The following is a 23,065-nucleotide window of genomic DNA, read 5'->3' on the forward strand; positions in this document are numbered from 1 at the left end:
GGATTCCACCTATGGCCGCTTTGCGGTAGCATGGCGCTATGAGTGCTGCGTGCCAAAAGCGGACATTTAGTAATTAATATTTTTCATGATTAAATGCTGCTGCATCTGCTCGAACACAACTAGGGCATAATTCGTAATTCCCAATCTCTTCTCCGAGAGATTCCAGAAATTCTTCTTTACACAACCCTATGCAATCAATATAGGCATCTTTGTGGCCGCATAACTGACACTGTAACTCTTCGATGTCAAAGCTACCTAACAAACATATAGGGCATTCATCAAAGTCTAGGTCATACAATCGATCTATTACTTTCTGAGAGTGAACATCCCAGAAATCGGAATATTTTTTTAGCTCTGGCCAGCAGGGGTTTGTTAGTAACTCTGATTGCCAATCAAGATCTAAGTGCTCTTTTGAGAACCGAATGATAAAGGATAATAGTCTTCCAATAATAACCTCTGCCTCTTTTGTTGGTATCTCAAACTCAAAATGCTCTATTACATTTCTTTTTTTTCTGCTGCTCTCAATTGTTTTTTTATCATCTCTTTCAAGAGTTAAGCCGACCAGTCTTTCTAGCCTTTGGACTGCCAAATCTGTAGTAACCGTCAGCGCGTCGTTAGTCGGATATTGATCTACTTTTGTATAAACAAAAGCAGGATGCTCTCGAACAAGTCTTTCCTTAAGCACCAGTTCTACAGCGTGAGATAAGCTCTGTATGACTCTCTTTAAGCATCCATCCCTAGGTCGAGATGTATCAATTATATTTTCAATCGCGTGATCCAAGGAATCCTTTGCATTTTCAACCAAATTAAATTTCACGATTAGAATCCATACTTTTCTTTTCTAAGTTTGAAGGCTCTTTCTCCACCTTCCATGATGGATGTTATCTCGTTTCGAATTTCTTGCCTGTCTATAGATCCTTCGTATTTGATATGGCCTTTAGTCTGTTCACTCGTTTCATTGTAGTCACAACAGATAACCAACTCTGAATCTCCATTTACTACAAGATTCGCGTTATGGCTACTTATGATGATCTGTCTTTTCTTTTTTGACCCCCATAGGTTTGTGATAATTTTTTCGATTGCTCTATTATCAATATCATCTTCGGGCTGATCTATAATTAGAGGAAAGCCGTCTTGGTTAAGAAGAACATTCAGCAATGCTGTCGCTTGCTGCCCTGCTGATGCCTCCTCAAATGGTATTTCATCGCCCATTTCGTTGTGTGTTTGATAGGAAAATTTCGGAAGAAAATCAAGTTTAATAGCGGCAAGCCTTAAAAGCCCTTCACTGGTTAGCGCCTCTGACATTTTCTTTCTATTTGAGGGGCTAAAACCTGTATTATCCAGAACTGGAGTATGAGGCAATTCATCTTGAACGTCGGGTGCAGAATTAAATTCGCTCAATGCTTTCAGTTCATACACGGCTTCTTTCCATTTCATCAATGGCGCTGACGAATCGGATACCAGCTCAGCTAATTTTTCCGTTCTGGATTTGTTAATATTAAGGCTATACGTAGAGAATACTGAATTAATCTCAGCGCACATTTTTTCAACGTCAATTGTTTTAGTAAAATCAGCCTTAATCAGGCCATCAGACAGTTGTGTAAATACCTCAGTGGAATTCTTCAGCGTATCGATTTTCGATATTTGTAAATCAATGTAGCCCTCATATAGATTATTAAATAATTCATCGGTCATATCTACTTCCGACAACAAAGACTGCTTCTGCCTAATCACCAACTCAAGCTTTTCTATCTTTTGCTCTAATTCTTTAATCGCAGTCAAAGTGGATTGGCTAGATGTCGAATTTTCCTTTGCTTTCTTATATTCCAGTTCAAATGCATTTCTAATATCAAGCCATGTAGTACGCAGCTCGTCGTATCTTATAATTGAATCGGAATGCAATTTTTCAAGCTCTTGAACCTTACTTAGAGCTTCCTCTAATAATTTACTTCGTGACTCGTTTAGATCTTTAAGGATTCCTCCATTCTCAAATACTTCTGAGCTATCGCTAACCTTACCTTTGTATTTTTCAAGCAATTCCTTTAAAGGCCGTACGCTGTCTTGAAGTGAAGAATACTCAAGGGAAATCTCATCAAAACGATTTTTCTCATTCACATAGTGCTTTGCCCGACCCAATATTTTCTTATCGTCCTCAGAAATACCCTTAAGACCACCACGAAGTTTTTCTATCTGGGATTTGAAAGAGCCAATTTCAATTTCATTCTTTCTCAGATCAGTATAAAGCTCTTTGCTTTTGGCGAGCTTCTGATAGGCGGATTTGACTTCAGCCAATGCATCTTCAACTTTTAAATCTATATCTTCGATTTCTTTTGAAATAGGCTGTTCAATAAATCGCTTTAGCTCGTCCGACTGAACCGAAATGCTGCTCAGTTGCTTCTGGCTATAAGCTTGAATGGGCAATAGATCTTGAATCTGACTAGGCCTAACCGACTCAAAATCACTATCTCCAATCTTTAGCAGCACATCCTCAGACTTCGGATTTCGTTTCACTATGTGTCGAGTTCCATTAACAAGAAAGAAAACTCTAACTTCACCATCCACCTCTTTGAGAGTTTTATCTATTAGAGTATTACGTCTCCTCAATATATCCGATTGAGCGCCGTCTTTTCCAAACCCCTCTGTCTGGTCACATAATGCCCATCTCAAATATTCTAATATCGTGGACTTGCCCGAACCTCTGCCCCCAATAATAGAATTTAGTTGTGGATTTAGGTCTAAATCAAACTTCGATAAAAAGGAGGAATTCGTAACATCAATCTTCTCGATAAAAGTATTTGGTAGCTCCGGCTCAACAAGACTTATCCTTGACTCCTTTGCGAGACATGCCTGTCGTAAAGCTTCAGCCGTTGGCTCACGCCATTTTATCCATGTAGCAGTATCAAGATCGTTAAGTGTTTTATCTGCTCTATAGTCGGTTGTCTGAATAACGGCAATTGATTTAAACCCCCAAGCATCAACTTCTCCATTAAGTATCTTGAGGTAGCCCACGCCACCGCCTTCAAATTTTCCATCGACATAACCTCCGACGCTTGGCATTTTGGCATAAGCTTCGTGAAAGCCATCCCTCATCAATGTTTTGTGGCCACTCTCCTTTACGTGAGGCAGGAAGATATATCGTCCTTTTGCACCGTCCGTACCATCTAGCTTTCTGTAGATATCGCCAATACTGTTTATGCTATCGCTTGAAATTGGGGTTGTTTGGATAGTCTTTGAATCTTCCTTTGGGGCTTGAGCTAATGAAAGTGAACCAAGCACAGTAGGGAACAAAGCTTCTGGGAAATCCGCATCAAGTATCAATAGACCTTGCATGGGTGGTTGATGAAAAGTCAGCTCTATACCAGGGAAAACAACTAACTGTTGATCATTGGGAACTGAATTCCCACCCTCGTCCAGCTCGGCCTTCGCAGCGGCTTTAATGTATTCGAAAAAGACCATATCGTGATGGTCAGTTATCGCTACCGCATTTATCCCAGCCTCCCTGCATTCTTTAACAAAGGATTTTGAATATGCTTCACGCTCTTCTTCCGTGACGCAATTGTCACCCTTCCAATTTCTATCTCTAGGTGAATGAACCTGTAGATCGCACTTTTTGTAATGATTTCCCTGATCCATATTTTTTAAACTACCTCTATTCCTTATTAAGCTCGGTTAAATACACTTGGGTGTAAAGTAAAAACGCAAACGTCCGCTTTGGGTCGAAAGCACGCAGTCGCGTTTCAAGAAAGCAGCCGTTCTGAATGATTTGAGTGCCTATGACCGCTGATGGCTGCTTACCGGTCATAGTTTCATCTGGACGACACCGGCAACAATGGCCGAAAAGATGCCCCTCGTAGCAATCTAAAAAACCATCTCCATATGTCGATTCTGTCTGTCACGCATTGGACGTAATTCAAAAACTGATGGGCAAGCGGAATTGCCACAAAATAAGTACCACTCTTTAAGGCTGGCAATATCTCAAGGACGAATAATCAAAGGTGGCTACTCTACTATCGGCAATTCTAACCAGTCGGTGGTGTAATTCGGAGACTGCCTCTCCCTTCGCATTGCCCAACGATGCTTGATGCCAGAGGCAGCCAAGGTTACGATTCCTTTCCCCATTTTCTTATTGATCGCATCCAGGGTGTGCATCATGTTGACTGACTTTGCCTTTTTGTCTGGGTCATCAAATAGCGTGGCTTGAACTGATCCCTTGCTCTGTAGACCCATTAATAGCACGCCGCTTTTTTTGTAGTGAAAACCACTGCGATAGATTTCTTTCAAGCCTCTAATCGCAGCACCGGTGAGTTCCATCGTGTCGTCACTGGGTTGGTTCAAGGGCACGGTAATTGAGCCGTTGTATTGCGGGGCGTCATCCTTGAACGGATTGGTATGGATATAAACCGAAATGCTGGCAGCAACCGAACCGTCTCGCCTGAGCTTTTCGGCTGCCCGTGTGGTGAAGTAGGCAATCGATTCTGACAGGTCATCCAGTCTTGTTATCATCGTGCCGAAAGAACGTGAAACGATGATCTGTTGCCGTGGTTTGCCGATTTCTTCTAGCTGGATGCAGGCAACACCATTGAGTTCTTGCACGGTGCGCTCTAAGACAACCGAGAACTGATTGCGAATTCTCTTAAGATTGGCTGTGCGCAGGTCTTCGATGGTCTTGATTTTCATGGCAAGGAGTCCCTCGGCGATGCGCCGCCCAACTCCCCATACCTCTCCTACCGGAATGCTGGCAAAAAGCGCACTGCGCTGGGCATCATCCAGCAATCCGAAGTCGCACACGCCGTCCGCGCCACAAAATCCTTTCTTGGCACAGTGGTTGGCCAGCTTGGCCAGCGTCTTGGTGTGAGCGATACCGACACAGACGGGTATACCGACGTTGCGCATGATGGTGTGCCGTATTGTTTGACCATATGCCATCAACGATTTCGGATCAAAGCCATCAAGATCGAGAAAGCATTCATCAATTGAATAGATTTCCTGGCGGGGAGAGAACGTGGAAAGAATGGACATTACCCGTGTGGACAAGTCGTCGTAGAGTGTGTAATTGCTTGAGAACGCAATGATGCCATGCTGTTTGGCCAGCTTTTCCAACTTGAACCATGGCTCGCCCATCCTGAGACCAAGCGCTTTTACTTCATTGGATCGGGCGACGACACAGCCATCGTTGTTGGACAGCACCAAGACTGGCTTGCCTTCCAGTTTGGGCTGGAAAACGCGCTCGCAAGAGACGTAAAAGTTGTTGCAGTCGATGAGGGCGAGCGCCATGGATCTTTATCAGATGAATTTCTTTACTGTGGAAGTCACGACTCCCCATACTTGCAGCTCTTGTCCATCCTGAAGTTCGATTTCCTTGAAACGTGGATTTTCTGGTTTGAGGATAGTTTTGTTGTCCCGCAGGATCAGGCGCTTTATTGTCAAATCGCCATCTATTATGGCTATGACGATGTTGCCAGATGAGGGGGTTAAGGATTTATCAACTACGAGCAAATCACCATCAAAGATGCCCGCGTCAACCATGCTGTTACCCTTGGCGCGCACAAAGAAGGTTGCATCCTTGTTTGTGATCAGGTGCTGATCCAGGCTTAATCTTGCTTCGATGTAATCATCGGCGGGTGACGGAAATCCGGCTGGGACTTTATGACTGAACAGGGGCAGCCGGATGGGCTGGCTATCCAAAGCCGGGTATGAAATATCATTTTTATAGCGTGCCTCTAGCCGTTGTGCTTTGCAAGCCGCAAGGATATTCCCCACTGTGTCGACTATACTTTCCGGGATACGCATGATCTTTGTGTTTTCACCATAGGGACTTGAACCGACTTTACGACCAGCACCGGTACGAGCGCCACCGCGTGTTGATGATTTTGAGTTGCCTTGTTTCATTTGATTATCGTAACAATAATCATATTGGCAGGTCAAGCGCTGTTTGGTATGGGTACGATCAGTCCGGCATCATTCCGTAATCCAACGCGATTGAGTTCTCGGGTGACCGGCCAGACTTGCAGGGAATCAGGTTCACACGGATGCATCATCTGAAGCTGTTTAGCGGTTTGCTGTTTTTGTGGTGACAGCCAGGTAGTCCATTGGTCTGGATTCAGGATAACGGGCATACGGTTATGGATCGGTTCCATGAGCGAATTCGCTGCGGTAGTGATGATGCAGCAGCTTTCAATGGGCTCACCTTCTTCAGGATGCCATATCTCCCAAAGACCGGCGAAGGCTAAGGGGTTACCGGACCTGAGACTGATATACCACGGATGCTTAATGCCATTCTCTGTTTTCCATTCATAGAAACCCGATGCGGGGATGAGGCAGCGCCGATGCTTGAAGGCTGACCTGAATGATGGCTTTTCCGCAACAGTTTCGCCCCGTGCATTGGCCAGCTTGTTGCCTATCGTGGCGTCCTTTGCCCACGACGGTATCAAACCCCAGCGCATCTTGTGGAGATGCCTGTTCCCGTCATTGTCAGCAGTAATGGAACAGATGCCAGACGATGGGGCGATATTCCAGGAAGGCGAGAATTCCAGGTCGCCAGTCAGCTGGAAATATTCGATGAGCTTCTGGGGACTTTCTTTCAGTGCGAATCGGCCACACATATTATTTACCTCGCCATAGCCCTTCAACTACAGACCTCGAAAAGCACTCGGATTTAAAACCCCGCTTGAGGTATTTTTCGGGGTAGTAATACGCCACACCAAGCAACCACAGGCTGTTGCACTTCGACTTGAAGCCACGTAATATTTTTAGCGGTGAACGGGTATTTTTAATCCGCGCTATTATTGGATTTGCTGCTTTTGGACGTGCCGGGTTTGCGAACACTATCTGGCGCAACTTCACTTAGCCAATCACGGAGTGTGTTATTACCTATGTAGCATTTCCCGTTGCCATACTCTTGAATCGCATTGTGTTTAGTCATGGCGGTAATAGTCATTTGGGAATACTCATCCCAAAGCGTTTTTGCAATTGCCTGACAAACAAGTTTATCTATCTGCATAGGGCGAAGCGCTTGGGGGGACGCAACAGTCCGTGATTCAGAATCATCAGGCTCGCTTTCGCTGATATCTGTTTCTCGATTGAAGTGCGACCAGCAGCCTGGGAAATCCACAGTAGAATTTTTTGACTGCGATTCTATGCCTTGCTCTTTAAGGCAGTATTCAAAGAGATTTTCAGCCTCTACAAAGTATACGTCTAAGGTTTCCTTATCGTATTTTCTATCAAGCGCATCTTCTATTTCAAAAGGCATCTCCTTTACTTGGTATGGCATGATTTTAGAACTAGTTTCTGAGCTGTTATTTTTCCCTCCCGGCAATAATGTAACCATGTAATAAATCGCAAGATTCCCATTTAATGCGCCACGACAAATGTAGCTGATCGTATCTTGAATGCTTAGTGGGAGATCAGCAGGATCTGATTTTTCAGGGTTAATATCATGCCAGCGGTGGGCGATTTCCCAGATTGAAAGATAACGGTCGATCATTTTTTCCACAAATATAAATTCTATACGTTAATACTAGAGGTTTTTATTGTTCTGCGCTATTGAAGGCTAGCGTTAACTGGCTCGCCAATTTTAATTAGAAGCAAAAGTTTTTGCTCACTAAGAATATAAGGTTTTTGCAATTAGATAGTTATCCTGCATATCCGAAATCCCGTGTTGCTTGAATTGAAGATGGAGTTGGACTGGCTCAAAAAATTCGGGATCAGCCAATAGTGAAGCGTGGGCAGTGGGTCAACGCCGTCGACCCACTGGCGCTGATGGATTGTGAAGTTACTCTGCATACGTTTTAAGGAAGCCGCAAAATAAAGATTTGCCAGCGTGGATTGAGGCACAAGGTCAACCGCAAGTTGTGCCGGATATAGAACACACTGGATAGTGTGTTCTATTGGGCTGTCTGGAGCAGGCATTACAGGCATATGGCGCACCTGAAATATTCAACACCGATAGGGGCTGCCAGTTCACCAGCGAAATTTTTACTCGCGTTCTGTTAAAAATGAATCAGGAGTTATTAAAGGGCTGCGGCTGTGGTTCAGCCGATTCAATCCGCACATCATCGATAATGATCACTTCACCCTGAGGGCTGACTTCGCCATTAATGCGGATGAATGACACTTCCAGTTCCTGCGCATCCGCCACGCCCTGCTGCATGACGATGTCCGGGATCTGTATTCTATAGGCACCATCATTCCCTGCTCCGCCATGCTCATGCGCCATAGTGGCTATTTCAAACGGCCCGATGCTGCCTACAAAGTGGTTTTCTTCAGGGTGTGCGTCTGATTCCTGCTCTGGCAAATTCAAATACACCAGATAACCAAAACCGCCCTGCTCGCCTTTTGATGTTAACTGAATACCGTCCAACACTATCTGCGCTCCGAACGAAGTAGTGTCGGCCTGATTTGCTTTGAGATCGTTTAATCGGCTGGAGATTGCTAGCGAAATCGGCAATACTAAACTTGCGGACTGATTGGTCAATGCGATGGCGTTACTTTCCGTTATACCGCGGTCAACTGCCGAAGTGACTGTAGCACCCGTACCACTGCCAGTACCTGTGTGACTGCCAGTGCCTGATCCGGAAGGCGCACGTGATGGCCGTGCCGGTGCCCTGCGGGTTGCCCCCGTTGGAACCGATTTATTGTCATAGTCATATGCAAGATGCGTTGTAGTATCAAATGTCTTATTTCTCTCCATAGTCACTCCGGCGATGTCAGGCCTGTGGGCATATCTGAAATTAACACCGGAAGAAGAGCGGGTGGCTGGGAGGCTGTCAGTCCAGTAGCCGTGTGTTACGGCAGGGACACTGCGCCCACCACCCGCATTGAGCCAAGCAACCCATAATCGATCGATATTGGCATGATGTACCCAGAAGATCGGATCCTGCGGAGACTGCAACGTCCGCATAAATGGTTGTCCAATAATATTGTGTACCTGATTATGCGGCGGACTCTCGAGAACCGGCTCAAAAGCATTTTGCTGACCCCGTTGAAAATTAACAAACTGAGCCGCAAACGGGTTATTGCGGTTCAGCGCATTGGCAACATTAGTATTGGTACGCCCCGCAACATACAGCGGATTATTGGACGCGCTGTTGGTAAATTCCGCAGGCATCTCTGGATTGGCATAATAATTCCAGTACGGCAATCGAAAATCAGGATTGTTACTTATTTGCTGAATTTTCTTCTCAAACAATTGAATGTAACCACGATGCCAAGCGAGAAAGTAAGTGGTTGAGTGTGGACAGGAATGCTCATGAATATTTGCCCAATAAAGCCAGCTATTCGCATCATTGGCATCGCCATTGGCTTTCATCGTGCGAACAGCACTGACGAATTGCGCGTATTGGGGTGAGGTCTTAAATGTATCCCAATCTACTCGATTTAAAACACCGCCACCGCCACCGCCCGTGCCGGCAACCGCAGCTGTGGGACTCAAGCCGTCGAGCGAGGCAAACCAGACATTGTTGCTATTGGCCGCACGATAGGCCATCTCGCCGACCATCAATACACTGATCGACTGGCCTTCCACCTGGAAAGTTCTGATACTGGGTGCGACCACTTGCCTACCACTGATTTCTTGCAGCGAATTTTGTGTCCGCAAAAAATTTATTAAATAGGCGGACAATGCGGATGTGTCGTCAATAAGCAAAACAAAATTGGGCTCGGTGGCGAACCGATTACTTTCTGTTGTCCCCGGACAGAGTTGCTCTCCGGCAAACGCACGTGCCAAATTCAAACCAGGCAGACGCGGATTGCCCCCGGTACTATTGCAGATGGGGGCAAAGTCGGCGGTATCAGTAATGAATGGAGCGGCGGTGGTTCCATCGTAATCGGCCGGAAGATAAATAATACCTGCGGCACGGGCATTAGTGGCTGAAATAATAAAACAAACGATTATCAGTAGAAGTGACAGTAGAAAAAATTGCCTGATTTCTATTATTTTATTCATGCGAGATATATTGGTATTTATCAAATTATCGATCATCTGATTAACTCTACGGTGAGGGAGGAATAGTCATGGCTGGATCAGCAGAATGGTCATCTCTGCATTTTCTGGCTATTTCATGAACAGAGTTTCGAAAGCTGGCACTGGTTGTCCAGTCTCTTGGCGGGTCTGAAAAATTCCGGCGTTTCGGCATCGTTTTCTCTGTGTTTGCAATTGTATTATTGACAACCGAATTATTGAACAACGTCTCACAGTATTTTTTTGTCAAAGCTGGGATTTCATGGCAATTTGCACAAGCGCCTGCCGTGAGATTAGTAGCAGGCGGATTTTCCCATGGTGTGTCGGGTTCACTCGGTTGCCCAGACATGCGTCCACTGGGTATGGGTTGATAGCGTACCTGGGGGTCTGTATCCAATGCCGACAATCCCGGCGGCGCAGGGAATGTGGCCGTGCCAGGTGCCGGACTTGCTTTTAGAGCAAGTGGCGTAAAGGGATGAATCATAAAAACATTATCACCACGGTGGCATTGGGTACAATTTTCTCTTAATTCATCACCCCCCTGTATATCGGATATTTTCATATCATTAGATAAAGCATCACTTCGCCGAGTTCCTGCGGGAGGTCCTCCACTAACGCCAGCTCTCTGTATATTATCCCAAAAGCAGGCTTTGCCAGTTCGCTCGCTTTGGCAGATAATTCCTAATAGTTCTATTGTGTTAATGCCTGTGCCCTTCTTTCTCGGCAAAGCCATACAAATGCCTTTGGGATCACGGTAAGCCCAAACTTCAGTCACAGGTGTTACAACACCGCTGGCTGGAGCAGGAGGGGCTGTAGTCGCCGCGAAGACCAGTCTATTGCTGAGTAGCCCTCTAAATTCCCATCCGCCAGCGGCATTTGCCCGAGGATCATTTTTCCAGTCCGGCGGCAATGGGACATCGTTCGTTGCATTAGAACATTCCGTCATGTAAGCCGACAGCGTCCTTGGCGGTTGGGTAACGAAGGTAGTACTCGGTAAGGTGTTCAACGCTGTAAACCAACTTGCCGGATTCGAACCGCCCTGACGATAAGCCATCTCACCAACCATCAACATACTTATCGACTGACCGGCTACCGGGAAAGTTCGGATACTGGGTGCGACCACCTGTCTGCCGCTGACTTGCTGCAGTGAGTTTTGTGTCTGCAAATAATTTGTTAAATAGGGGGACAATGCCGATGTGTCATCAATGAGTAAAACAAAAATGGGTTCGGTGGTGAACCGATTGCTTTCTGTTGTCCCCGGACAGAGTTGCCCTCCGGCAAACGCACGGGTCAAATTTAAACCGGGCAGACGCGGGTTACCCCCGGCACCATTGCAGATGGGGGCAAAGTCGGCGGTATTAGTAATATAGGGAGCGGCGCCTGTTCCATCGTAATCTGCTGGAAGGTAAATAATAGCTGCGGCACGGGCCGAAGTGGAGAAAATAACGTTACAAACGACGAGTTGTAACAATGCCAGTAAGATTAATTGAGCAGTTTTCATTGTCGCTCTATTGATATTTTTAATTGAATTTTGCATCTGGTCACCGTCGCTAAGGTGTTTGTGGTGGACGGCTAGCCGGGCTTGCATATAATGAAAGCGGCAGTAGAAGTAGTTGTCCCCTTTTTTTATTATCTCTCCCATTTTCATTATCTCTCCAATGTATGGTGTCGTTTCATGAAGGCCTTTGTGATTAGGGAGAGAGGGGAGGTACGTTTCGAGTCACTTGATTTACCGTACAGCCCGCCGGGGTAGGTGTCACCATGCAATCCTCCAACTCCTTCAATGCTGCTTTGGCATCCTCTCGGTTTTCGGGATGCGTGGGTTGATCAGTGAATTTTCTAACCATAAAATCTTCGTAGCCGGAAACAGTCGGGCTTGGTCCACTGCGCAGGCTTTGTATCTTGCCTGCGGCCAGTTTATTGATTTTGCCCATCAGTAAAGGGCCACCCGGTGTTTCTCGGTAAGCGCCCACATTGTGGCACCCGGTGCAGTCGTTTACCGTGCTATCAACATCAAATACTTCATAATGTTCATGCACGACCTGGTATTTCTTAATGTCGCGCATTGAGGGCAGGACTCTGTTACCAGCGCTATCTTTGACGTTCCAGTAGTGCGGGGTTCGTACGAACGGGCCATTCGAGTGACAACTAGTGCAGTAATTGACGCGTTCACTACCCCAAAATGTTTTTCCTGCTGTCGTGGCGGGTGCCGGAATATTATCTCCGGCATCATCGCCAGAACCAAGGTACTGGTAAAAACACGTTTTGCCTGTTGTCCGATGGTGCTGGATAACTGCGATATCATAAAAATCTGTGCCGGTATCACCGGCATGGTCGCCTGTCCTGGCTTTGCGGCAGGAAAAAATGATGTCTACATTCTCAGTGTTATCCTTCGCCAGCCGCCCAAGTCTGCTTTTATGGACACAGCGGTTATAAAGTGCTTCTGGATGATCACATTTTCCGTTCGTGATCGTCTTGGGTACCATTACTCCATCGGCGACACAGGAAAACGAGGGTACAGGAACCGGGATTTGCTGATTGCATTTGTCGATCCAATGTAAAGCACTTGCTGAAGCAATCATGGGGGTGCTGGGAAGTGAGTTCAAAGCTGTGAACCAAGCCGCCGGATCTGAACTCCCTTGACGATAGGCCATTTCGCCGACAAATAAAATGTTCAGAGATTGGCCCTGCACCTGGAAAGTCCGAGTGCCGGGTGCTATAACTTGCCTGCCACTCATTTGTTGCAATAGATTTTGCGACTGCAAAAAAGCTATCAAATAACTGGACAAGGCTGATGTGTCGTCAACAAGAAAAACAAAGCTAGGCTCTGTGCTGAACCGATTACTGTCTGTGTTTCCCGGACAAGCAGCACCGCCGGCAAACTTGCGAGCCAAATCCAATCCGGGCAAACGTGGGTTGCCTTCGGTACCATTGCAGATCGGGGCAAAATCACCTTGATTGGCCCACACGGAGTTACCTGTGGAATCCAGATCAGATTGAAGGTAGGCAATACCACTGGCAGCATGGGTGATGGCAGGCATAACAACATAGCTGGCGACAAGCAGGAGAAGCGTTAGTAGAAATAAATTTCCGGCTTTTGCTGTCACTGTTGAATGAAACGTCGCACAGCAGGCGCGTGCTTTGCTCATTAATATTTTCCTTACTCAGGCAGTTCGTCGGCAAATATGAAATCGGCGTCTCCAACAACGTCGTTTTTCTTGACCTGAACACCACCTCGTTTTAGCCAGCTGATATCGTATTCATAGTTATAGTTGTCAGGTTCGTGAGCGTATTTGATCGTTTGTGACAATGGATCCTTGCTGGTTGTTTTAAGGCTTATCTTGCGACTATCCTGCTTCCCGAACAGTTTCGATTTAAAAACGATGGTTGTAAGTCGCACCTTCTCGTCTCGAAACACTTCAGGGTCTGCTTCGATGGTAACTTCGCGATACCGATATGGCGGTGTGACAGGAATCATAAAGTCATTGGTTTTTTTCCAACCGCTTTTCCACTCGGCTCCCCCGAAAAGATTCCAGGTTACATGATAATCATATTCCAGCCATTTCTCTCGATCGGTATCCCCATGCACACCATAATTCATAACAAAATTATTTGATGTTTTGATAAAGTTTTCGCGATCAATTTTCAGTTCGTCGACATGAAGAAATCCGTCTTGATGCTTCTTTCTGATCTGGACGGTGACAAAGTTTACAAATTTATTGAAGTCAGCAGAATTTTGGCCATCCAGTTGCACCAGGATTTCCCTGTTTTTATAGGCAGGATCGTCCAGGTTGACCACTCGAAAATGTGCAGGATCATTGAACATTTTCTTGCCAAATCCGCCGATATTTTCGTCGAACCGCATGGATTGTGTGTCGGGAGTCCAGCTCTTGAAACTCAGTTCAAACTTCCCCGTTTTCTTGAATTGTTTTTTGCGGTAACTGGCCAAAATCGAAAAGCTGGGTGGTGTTTGAAGGTTGGCCGGCCGAACGGTTCGGGGACTGCTGTCGGACGAGGAATTCTCGCTTGACGGAGTAGCGCTGCCACCTTCTCCCTCTGCGGTATTGCTATCACTTGCGTCAGTTGTGTTGTTGTCGGCAGTTCCGCCTGGTTCCGCTGAATTGTTGGTAGATTCGGAACGGGGCATATTGCGTGCGATATTTGCAAAAAATGGCACCTGCTCGCCTAAAGCCAGGAGCTGTTGACGTTGACGCTCAACGCGATCTAACTCAGTCTGATTTTCCTGTTGAATCCGTTCGCGTACTTCTGTGTTAAATTGGTTGGCGCGATCAAAATTACTGAACACATTGGGATCGTCTTGCAGGGTGGCCAGCGTGGTCGGGTCATTATTGGGTTCAAACATCTGAGCCGCAAGCTTCCCATAGACCATTTCCCACAGTCGATCCATTTTGTCATTTTCGCCTTTTACTTCGAGTTCAATGGCACCCGAATCGCGCAGCTCTTTCATGGTGTCCTGAATGTCCACCCCGAGAAAATCGGTTCTTGCACCAATGGCTAAGGATTTATTTGAGGCAATGCGATCCCACCATGCGGTCATTTTAGCTTCATAGGGATTGCGATAACCACTGATGATCATGTCAAAGCTGACAGAGATGTCGCTTGCCGCCTGCTGGAATGATTCCCAAAGCAAGATTGCCCCGGTTTTGGTTAACCTGATAGAGACAGCAGCTTTGTGACCTTCCAGCACGGGTGCTTTGCCCAAACCTAGAACCCGCTTGGTCCAATCACCGTCCTCCTGCTGAAAATTCGACACCAGTGCAAAAGTACCTTCCCGGAACATAATCGGGCCAACTATTTCTGCACCCGCAACTTTGCGTTGCAGTTCGGCTTGTGCTCGTTGAACAGTTTGGTCGTCCACATCAAAATTGATCAGGAAATGAACCAGTCCACCGCCTTGAGCATCATGCACTCCGCCTTCTCCGGAGCCTTCCGCGTCCTCTACAAACTTAAGAAAGCTAAACTGAGGTTTTCCATTCTCTCCCTTGGGTATTTTTATCTTGTCAGAGATGTAATAAAACTTTTTTTTATCGCCATAAACAGGAAACAGTTTCAGGTCACCTGCTTCCTGCATTTCGTCTAATAGTACTTCCTGTGCACCTGATATTCCGGGGATCAGGAATATCAGAAAAGCCAGGAAAGCAACGCTAAGTTTGATATGTGTATTCATTCTGTCGGCTCCTTAGCCTCTATCAAAGGGCTCATTAGCTTATTCTACGATTACCTTCACATCAGGAATCTTCGGTTTATCTCTTTCAGATAGCTAACGGGTAATTCCGATAGAGATGTATAAATAAAGTTGTCTTCCAGTTTTGTCCACTTGGAAGAAAGTGCCCTCCGGGTAACTCAGTGGACCAACAATTTTGGTGCCTATCACTTTGCTCTGTCAGTTAAGATTGTGCACGCTGAATGGTTTGGTTAGTTACTCCAAAATCTACAAGGACGGTGAACAGTCCACCGCCATCAACTTGTTGGATGCCGCTCTCGCCATTGCCTTCGTCATCGTTGATAAATTTAAGAAAACTAAATTATTTTTTCCATTCTTACCATTCATGATTTCCACTTTATCCAGTCTATAGTAAGTCGATTTGTCGTCCCCATCGACCAGGAAAAGATTTAGCCTGGCTGCAATTTGCATCTGGATCAGCCACACTGCTTGAGCAGATGCCGGGCCAGCACTGGCCAGCATCTGCCACCGCCAGCAGGGCATGGGTTAGATTGTTCATAGTGTTGCCCTCCCTGCAGTTTTGATTGGACACGGCATTTTATTCGAGCAATTCCCTGGCTTCATCAACAATCTCTTTGATCTCCGGCACCTTGGATTGAATTTTTTCCAGTGTATCTAGCGGCAAACCTGAAAGATTAGCATACACAAAGTCATCTTCAAGCGGCGTCCAAGGCGTAGAAAATTTATCTCGACTCTTATGCGTCAGGACAATCTTGTATTCCACGTCATCGTTGTCTTTGTCGACAAACAAAGTCTGTTCAATATAGGCTTCGCCCTTGGCAACCCTGAATCGCACGGTATCTGTACGCTCTTTGCCGTAGCGCTTGTGGCGTAACAGCACATCGGCTCCGCGAACGTTCATTTCTTCCATCTCTGACAGGTCAGCTTCGACGTCGATGCGTCTGGTCTTGATGGGCGGCACTAACGTCACAGCCATTTCCTTAGCACATTTCTCATGCGGTTTCGGGGGCCATTTACCACCACCCTTAAGACTCCAGGATTCTACATAGCGGTATGGGCATGACGAACCGGCCGTGGTCTTGCCGCGTGTAGCGAAGGTAAACTTCTTCAGAATATTGCCACTGGATATATCGTCACGGGTGAATACTGCACCGTTGGTATACGGGTCTCCGGGAAATGGAACAATGACTTCGACCGATGCATTATTGATCATTTTTGCTTCAAATAATTCCAGTGCCTCTGTATCCAAATCTACAGTAATCACACCACGGCGGAAAAACGGATCGTTGAGCAGCACTTCATCATAAATCTGATCCTTGTGTTCACGAATGAATCCACCAATGTTGCCGGTCATAGAGTGTGTTCGATAGAGTGCAACCCCCTTTTCAATTTTGAAGGTCTGCACGCCGGTTTGTCTGACTTGTTTGCGCTTCAACTCAAAATAGCGGTAGTTATCGGCACGGCTCTTGTCACGTGCACGCTGTTTGGCGGCATCTTTGTCAGCTTCGCTTTCATCAGACGAACGCTTGGCCTGTAATTCCTGACTGGTGGCAAATGATTGCTGCATGCTGGTAAAGGACTGCATCGCCATTTCCATCAGGCTGCTTTCTATCGCAGAAACATCGGCATCCGGAAGATTTTGATCTATCCTGATTTCAACCGCACCCAGACTAATCATGGTTTCGTAACCCTGACGTAAGTCTTCTTCCTGAATCCTAACCTTGGTTTTCTTTTTCCAGCCGCCAAAGATAGCGCCAATAGGGCCGGCCACCAGCCCTCCGATCAAAAATCCCTTGCCATCAAATTCGGAACTGGTGGTTTTGATTTTATCGCGTTGTTGATAAACACAGTCCTGAATATCCTGAATACGATCCATGTCAATACGTACTTCAGCCTTATACGCTTGCGTTTTGACGATGTAGTCATAAGCAAAGGTGACCGATAGATCGGAAGTAGTATTCTCAAACGAAGCTTCCATCAACTGTGCACCAAGACTCGACAGACGACCGGCAATAGCTGCTTTTGATCCCGGTTGAGTCGGAGCGCGTCCAGAAGTAAGCACGCCGGTGGGAGCAAAGCCTTCATCGGATAAAGTGCCTGAGGTAACGATGAAATTTTCACCTGTTTTGGCTGGTTCAAGATCCACCATGCCTTTGAGTTTCGCACCCGGCACAGCATCCTTCAATGCTTCTCCCAACTCAGTCTCCTCTTTCTTGCTCAATCCATAAGTGACCATTAGATGGAACAAACCGCCTTCAGCCCCACCATCTTTGGTGGTCTCATCGGTGATAAATTTGATAAAGGTTGCTTCAGGTATATCATCCTTGAAAGAAACTCTGGGCTCAATCGGTAGGTAATACCATCCGACAGGTTTATTGTTTGCAAAATACGCTCGGCGAAAGCTTTTGGCCTTCAACTTGTTGTTAGGTTTTAGCCATTTCGGATTAACAGGTTTTTGATTCTTGACCGCTTTCTTCAAACTTTCACGCTTGCCGGTATTCTTGTTGTAGGCAGCTTCGAGCTTTTTACAGGCATTTCCTTCAGGTGGACGGGTATTTACTTTCTGGCGCTTAGGCAGAATATTCCCCGGGCGAATTGGGCCCAGGTTCATTGCTTCTGGAAATACACGGACTGTGCGCCCGGTACTCAATACAAAGTCCATATGTGCACCCATCTGGACAGCGGCTTGCACCGGTACCGAGAAAGCCAACCCGTAAAACAGCGTCAGGCTCATTGCAGATATGAGCGTTGCCTGATACACGCCAACTGCTTTAATCATTTTAAGAGAAATCATGGGTAGTCTCCTTAGTTTGGTTTTTTGTGCATTGTGTTAACTCGGTTCGGGTAGTTCGTCACAAAATATAACAGTCTCATCAGAGATCATTTTGCCACTGGATATTTTTCGCTTATCTTTGAGCGTCCAGGTGATTGTGTATTCGATGCTACCGTCACCCGGTGGAATGGCGAACACGCGTACTGCGTTGAACTGATCGCGGCTGGGTATTAAATTTATGGTTTCAGTTACTGTGCGACCAAAAAAATCGTGCTTGACCCTTACTGACACGAGGCGCACCCCTTCCTCGCTTAAAATATCCGGACTGCTTACGAACTCAATTTCACGATATTGGTAAGGCGGAGTCAGGGATATTGCCGCACCATCGTAATCCTTCCATCCGCTACTGTGATTGGCGCCGCCTACAAATGACCAGTCTGCCTTATATCGATACATCATCCAATCTTCGACACTGGCTTCCTTGTCCCAGTTATATGATATTTTCTGCGGCCGCCCACTTTCAAAATTGCTGCGTTTGATAACTATTTCACCGGTACTTTCAGCCCCCGAACCATGCTTTTTCTGTATTTTTAAAGTAACGTGATTAATGTATTTGGAAAACTCCTTTTCATCGCGCGCGTCCAGAGCCACTGACACCTCTCGAATCCTGAATTCGGCATCGGACAAATTTACAGTATGGAACATGGTTGGGTCATCGCCATACATACGAAACAAACTACCAATATTACCGGCCATAGCGGTGGTTAATTTGCTTTTGCTGCGCTGCCGGAAATTAAACGTGTATTTACCTGTCTGGCTCAACTTGCGCCGCTTGTAGCCGCCATTGATCTTTACTTCCCAGGGCGCGCTGTAGTTGCTGCCACCAGCGCTCTGAGCGGCATTGGTTACGGCCAACATGGTTTGCAAAGGATCATCATCACCGTCGGCAGTGGGTTGAGTCACTCGAATTGGTTCAAACATTACTTCGTGCAGTTTGGCGTACGTTCTGTCAATTATTCCCTGTAATTTTTCCGGATCTCCCTTGTAGTCTATGGTGACCGCGCCATTCTCTCGTGCTTTTTGCCAGAAGTTAGAATAATCAAATCCGCCGCCGATCCCGAGGTAACTGACCTTGGCACCGAGTGTTACGTCTGCAGTATCTTGCAATTTGGCCCAATCGGCAGTGATCGTTGCATCAGCCGGGTCATTTAATCCGGAAAAAGTCATTTCAAATACCAACGACACATCTGGTGTGTCCATCTGAAATGAACGCCATAAAATCTGCGCTCCAAGTTTGGTTAAATGGATAGAAACGGCGGCTTTCAATCCCTCTATCAGCGGGGCTCGACCTACCCCCACGACGCGTTGTGATAGTTCACTCGGCTTATCTTTTTCAGCTGCAAAACTGCTGACCAGAGCAAAATGTCCTTCCTCAAATATGATCGGCCCGCGCATAATCGAGTCCTGATCTATTTCTTTTAATGCTTTTACGGCTTGCTTCATCTGCTTGTCAGACACAGTGTAGTCCACCAGAAAATGCACAATACCGCCACCTTCTGCTTCGACAATACCGCCGTCTCCATCACTGTTGGAACTGCTTTTTACATATCGTGTGAAGGAAAACTCGTGTTTGCCATTTTCGTTAAGCGCCACATGTGGATTAGCCGGCAAATAATAGTATTCATGTTCCTTATCAGCGGACGGAAAACATTGCAGGCTTGCACACTTTACCGGGTGATCAAGTAAGATGTTTTGTGCTTGTGCGGTCGAACAGATTAACGCCAGGAAAATGGCAAATGCAGATTTAAGCATTTTTTTCTTCACCGTGTTGATGTCAAAAGTTACCATGCTGCTAGTCCGGGTCAGCCTGCGGCGGAATTAAAAACAGATAGGTGTCGTCCAGCTCACGCCAGTCCTGCGATTGACTGCCCTTAGTACTGTACCACTTGACCCGATAGCGGATTTTTGAACTCTCATCATGCAGCAGGGATACTTTAGTCAATATTTCTTCAGCTCCGGGTAACAAGGCGACAGATTTACGCTTGCTCTGACCGAGTAATTTATAATTGAATTCAACCATAGCCCGACGAATCTGCGCCTCCGCCATGGATGCTGCGTCACCATCAACCTCTATATGACTGAGGCTCGCCGGTGGGGCCAGTGCAGTACTTGGTGAGTTGCTGCCCTGCAATTTGGTGGTATCGGCAGGAATACCAACCGTCTTACCTCCGCGAAAACTCCATAAGGTGCGGAACTTGTAATCATGCCAATCGCTGCCCTGAGCGCCGAGGCGCGGGTAAATAATTGATTTAGAGAAAGTGCCTTCTTTAACGTCGTTCTGATTAAATACAACCTCACCAGTAAAATCCGCCTGATTGGCACGATTCGGGTATTTCTTTACAAAGCTTACCGACACGGAATTTATATTTTCCTGAAAAGCCTGGTAAAAGGAAGGGTCGACTTCAAAGAATACTTCGCGGCGTTCAAAAGCGGCATCATTCAGCCCTATTACCCGAAACAAGCTTTCATCCTGACCCCAGCTCTCATACAGTCCACTGATATTGCCGGTCGAATTAAATGGAACTTTAATGGTTGTGTTTTGAGTGAACAGCATGGAAAAAGTACCGCGTTTGATGTCCTCTTTCTGGCGGATGGTGTACTGATCATCGGTAACGTACTGTTGATTACCTGTTCCGGCGAATAATTTCCCTAAAAAACCTCTTTCCTGACGACCTTTCACCACACTGGCTGGCACTTTTTCCTGCTCAGGCAGCTTTGACAGACCTTGTGTAGTGTCGAAGATCATATTGACCAGCTTGTCAGTCACCAGATTCATGATGCCCGACATCTGTGAAGAATCAATTTCCAATCCTGCGCGATCTGTGACATCAACCTCAATAACCCCTTCACGTACCATTTCGTCCATCTGTTTACGAATTTCGGTTTTGCTGTAACCCTGTTGCTGATTCATCACTTTGAACAGGTGGTTATAGACTGTTTCAATATTAGCGAATACTTTGCCACGATAAGCCGGCAGTGCTGCTTCATAGGAGGCATTTATCGACACCGATATATCCGAGGTTGGCTGTTTCAGTGACTCCCACAGTAACGTTGCACCTTGTTCGTTGAGGCGCGCAGCGACAGCTGCTTGTGAACCTGGGGTCACCGGTGCAATTCCGCTGGATACCAATGACGATGTGAACGAATCTTTGCCTGACTGCTGGGTTACTGTGGATGAAATAATTTGAAAAGAGGCACCGCCTGCATCCTCGTCTCCTTCGGCGCGCAAAATAACTGGCCCTCTTACCGTAGCGCCCGGCACCTTCTTACCGAGTTTCTCATTCAGAGCTTCAATTCGTTCAGGTGGCAGATCGAGGCTGAACAAAAAATGAATCAGACCGCCACTGGTTGTGCCAGCGGGGTCAACAAACTTGACCAGCGATATCTTTGGTTTATTGGTCTTGCGGTCGATGACAACGCTTGGTGCAGTAGGTAAATAATAATAAGCAGTCTTGTCTTCCTTATCACGCAACAGAGAGATACCGTCGATAAACTCACGCCCTTCGTCGTACATCACAACCGCCTGTGCGGCACCGTTGACGGTAAGACAGAGTGAAAGCAACACTGATTTTATGAAACTGAATTTTATGGTAGAGCTCTTCATGGGTTTTGTTCCTCATCGATACTGTTTTCAAGTGCATCAAGTTCCGCGCCAGACAAGGACACGTCCAGCCAGGGAGTTTTGCTGTGTTGCCAATTACTACGAATCATTTCTCCCTCAGAAGTCAGACGTCGTACCCGGTATTGATAACCATCCTTGATATCATTTGCCAGTTCAAATGAAATATCTCGTTCATACAAGTCACCATCAGCGGTGAACTTTACCTCTTCAACATAATTTCTATCACGCATCGTTTTAAATCGAACCTCTACATTGACATAGTAGAGGTCTGTTTTTTCTAGATTAATAAAGTCATAACACATGATTTTCAGCTTGGTATAGGCAAACTGTAGGTTTTGCCACAATTCGTTCTTTGTGAATAATTCCGGGTATTTCTGAATCGAGACATCGATCGGTAAACTATCATTTACCTGGTAGCTGGATGGCACCCATTGATCGTTCTTATCCAGAATTAAACCGTCGATAGTCCAGCCATAGGCTAACGACAAAGACAGATTGTCGCGTGCAAAATTTTCCCAGAACAGATTGGCATCCTTACCGGCAAGGCCGATGGTAAACCTCTGATGTGCTGAGCCAAATATTCGACCCGTGCTGTTTTCGACTTGCGCTTTAAATTCTTCCCGGTCATGCCCGCCCTCCAGCACACCTTCAAATTTCTGATTTTCCTGCCCTTCAATGGTTGCGTATACCAAGCGATTAAATGAATCTTTGATCGGCGCTGCTTTGAGGGTGATCGCCCCTCCATAACGTGCCTCTAGCTTTTCTGTCAGTTGCTTGTAGTCGGTATCAATAAAACTTGTAATAACACTGAATTTAATTACACCTCTAACCCTAAATTCACCTTCATCGCCGGTCTGCTGTTTGCCCAAGTAACGGTTAACCGCATAGTTAAAATCAGGCATGCCATTTTTTACTGCAAGCTTTTTGTGACTTTTCAGATAATAAAAAACCTGGTGGTTCTGATGGTCCCTGACCAGAGTTACACCATCAATGGTGATGATTTGCTGAAGATCGGGTTTAGCAGCGGCCGGGGCCGAAAGCAGCATTGCAAGCAACAACCAATAAAATTTAATGCCCGGCTGGCATGCTGACGAATTGCCTGCCTCACCGTTCACTTTTCGTCCCCGGTACCTGTATCCTGCTCCGGTATTTCGGTTTCTGTATCCTGATCAGGTATTTCAGTATCTGTATCTTGCTCTGGTATTGCGCTATCCGTATCCTGCTCTAATATTGCGCTATCCGTATCCTGCTCCGGTATTGCGCTATCCGTATCCTGCTCCGGTATTGCGATATCTGTATCCTGCTCTGATGTTGCGCTATCTGTATCCTGCTCTGATGTTGCGGTATCCGTATCCTGCTCCGGTGTTGCGGTATCCGTATCCTGCTCCGGCATTTCGGTTTCTGTATCCTGATCAGGTATTTCAGTATCTGTATCTTGCTCTGGTA

At 46.3% G+C, this 23,065-nt stretch carries 16 protein-coding genes; all 16 read right to left on the reverse strand.

Annotation, left to right across the window (positions count from 1 at the left end; genetic code table 11):
• Window positions 1-73 precede the first annotated feature (73 nt).
• On the reverse strand, window positions 74-817 hold the full coding sequence (locus tag MJ770_RS13660; protein WP_239255368.1) for a hypothetical protein: 744 nt from the start codon (window positions 815-817) through the stop codon (window positions 74-76).
• 2 nt (window positions 818-819) lie between these two features.
• Complete coding sequence (locus MJ770_RS13665) at window positions 820-3,633, reverse strand: TrlF family AAA-like ATPase (RefSeq protein WP_239255369.1); 2,814 nt, start codon at window positions 3,631-3,633, stop codon at window positions 820-822.
• Between the two features lie 366 nt (window positions 3,634-3,999).
• Window positions 4,000-5,274 carry a Y-family DNA polymerase gene (locus MJ770_RS13670; protein ID WP_239255376.1) on the reverse strand — a complete coding sequence of 425 codons (1,275 nt, stop codon included), beginning with the start codon at window positions 5,272-5,274 and terminating at the stop codon, window positions 4,000-4,002.
• A gap of 9 nt (window positions 5,275-5,283) precedes the next feature.
• Window positions 5,284-5,889 (reverse strand): LexA family protein, encoded by a 606-nt coding sequence (locus MJ770_RS13675; protein ID WP_239255378.1) that lies wholly within the window; start codon window positions 5,887-5,889, stop codon window positions 5,284-5,286.
• A 32-nt stretch (window positions 5,890-5,921) separates the two neighbouring features.
• On the reverse strand, window positions 5,922-6,602 hold the full coding sequence (locus MJ770_RS13680; protein WP_239255380.1) for an SOS response-associated peptidase: 681 nt from the start codon (window positions 6,600-6,602) through the stop codon (window positions 5,922-5,924).
• Between the two features lie 167 nt (window positions 6,603-6,769).
• The gene (locus MJ770_RS13685) at window positions 6,770-7,492 is read right to left on the reverse strand and encodes a hypothetical protein (protein ID WP_239255382.1); all 723 of its coding nucleotides are present in this window, start codon (window positions 7,490-7,492) and stop codon (window positions 6,770-6,772) included.
• A gap of 507 nt (window positions 7,493-7,999) precedes the next feature.
• Window positions 8,000-9,943, reverse strand: a complete 1,944-nt coding sequence (locus tag MJ770_RS13690; protein WP_239255384.1) for a tyrosinase family protein — start codon at window positions 9,941-9,943, stop codon at window positions 8,000-8,002.
• 46 nt (window positions 9,944-9,989) lie between these two features.
• Entirely contained in the window at window positions 9,990-11,459 is a 1,470-nt protein-coding gene (locus MJ770_RS13695) for a hypothetical protein (RefSeq protein ID WP_239255387.1), read from the reverse strand.
• A 190-nt stretch (window positions 11,460-11,649) separates the two neighbouring features.
• Window positions 11,650-13,107 carry a hypothetical protein gene (locus MJ770_RS13700; protein WP_239255389.1) on the reverse strand — a complete coding sequence of 486 codons (1,458 nt, stop codon included), beginning with the start codon at window positions 13,105-13,107 and terminating at the stop codon, window positions 11,650-11,652.
• 11 nt (window positions 13,108-13,118) lie between these two features.
• Window positions 13,119-15,146: a hypothetical protein gene (locus tag MJ770_RS13705; protein ID WP_239255391.1), complete on the reverse strand. Its 2,028-nt coding sequence runs from the start codon at window positions 15,144-15,146 to the stop codon at window positions 13,119-13,121.
• A gap of 264 nt (window positions 15,147-15,410) precedes the next feature.
• Window positions 15,411-15,665, reverse strand: a complete 255-nt coding sequence (locus MJ770_RS13710) for a hypothetical protein (protein WP_239255393.1) — start codon at window positions 15,663-15,665, stop codon at window positions 15,411-15,413.
• A gap of 76 nt (window positions 15,666-15,741) precedes the next feature.
• Window positions 15,742-17,958 carry a hypothetical protein gene (locus tag MJ770_RS13715; RefSeq protein ID WP_239255395.1) on the reverse strand — a complete coding sequence of 739 codons (2,217 nt, stop codon included), beginning with the start codon at window positions 17,956-17,958 and terminating at the stop codon, window positions 15,742-15,744.
• A gap of 36 nt (window positions 17,959-17,994) precedes the next feature.
• A complete protein-coding gene (locus MJ770_RS13720; RefSeq protein WP_239255397.1) occupies window positions 17,995-19,785 on the reverse strand; it encodes a hypothetical protein in 1,791 nt (596 codons plus the stop codon).
• Window positions 19,786-19,789: 4 nt separating this feature from the next.
• On the reverse strand, window positions 19,790-21,601 hold the full coding sequence (locus tag MJ770_RS13725; protein ID WP_239255399.1) for a hypothetical protein: 1,812 nt from the start codon (window positions 21,599-21,601) through the stop codon (window positions 19,790-19,792).
• Window positions 21,598-22,734 carry a hypothetical protein gene (locus tag MJ770_RS13730; RefSeq protein ID WP_239255401.1) on the reverse strand — a complete coding sequence of 379 codons (1,137 nt, stop codon included), beginning with the start codon at window positions 22,732-22,734 and terminating at the stop codon, window positions 21,598-21,600. The genes MJ770_RS13725 and MJ770_RS13730 overlap by 4 nt, the downstream gene beginning before the upstream one ends.
• Window positions 22,731-23,065, reverse strand: a 335-nt coding sequence (locus tag MJ770_RS13735; protein ID WP_239255410.1) for a hypothetical protein, incomplete at its 5' end; no start/stop codon positions are given. The genes MJ770_RS13730 and MJ770_RS13735, both read right to left, overlap by 4 nt.

The organism is Candidatus Nitrotoga sp. M5 (genome assembly GCF_927904885.1).
Classification (GTDB): Bacteria; Pseudomonadota; Gammaproteobacteria; order Burkholderiales; family Gallionellaceae; genus Nitrotoga.